Here is a 684-nt window from a genome sequence, read left to right as displayed (position 1 = left end):
ACTGGATATGAGCGATCTGTACTGGCTGACGGACGAGCAGATGGAACGGCTTCGCCCGTTCTTTCCCAAGAGCCACGGCAGGCCACGGGTCGACGACCAGCGAGTTCTCAGCGGCATCATCTTCGTCAACCGCAACGGCCTGCGATGGCGTGATGCGCCCAAGGACTATGGGCCTGCGAAGACGCTGTACAATCGCTGGAAGCGTTGGGGCGAAGCGGGCGTCTTCGTCCGAATGATGGAGGGTCTGGCCGCAGTCGGCGCCGATCCGCAGACGGTTATGATCGACGCGACCTACCTGAAGGCGCACCGCACGGCTTCGAGCCTTGCGGTCAAAAAGGGGGGCTTGGACGCCTGATCGGCCGTACCAAAGGGGGCATGAACACCAAGCTCCATGCCGTCGCCGATGCGAACGGTCGCCCGCTCAGCTTCTTCCTGACCGCCGGGCCGGTGAGCGACTATACCGGAGCGGCGGCCCTGCTGGACGAGTTGCCGAAGGCACAATGGCTACTCGGTGATCGCGGCTACGACGCCGACTGGTTCCGGGACGCCGTGCAAGCGAAGGGCATCAAGCCCTGTATCCCAGGTCGCAAGTCGCGCAACGCGCCAGTGCGCCACGACAAGCGTCGTTACAGACGCCGCAACCGCATCGAGATCATGTTCGGGCGGCTGAAGGACTGGCGGCGG

At 64.2% G+C, this 684-nt stretch carries 1 pseudogene; it reads left to right on the top strand.

From position 1 onward, the window contains the following. Nucleotides 1-7 precede the first annotated feature (7 nt). Nucleotides 8-684: pseudogene (locus tag AUL28_RS22435) on the top strand (IS5 family transposase); the annotation flags it as partial.

Source organism: Aureimonas sp. N4, from assembly GCF_001463925.1.
GTDB classification, from domain to species: domain Bacteria; phylum Pseudomonadota; class Alphaproteobacteria; order Rhizobiales; family Rhizobiaceae; genus Aureimonas; species Aureimonas ureilytica_A.
This window is presented reverse-complemented; position numbering and strand designations above follow the sequence as displayed.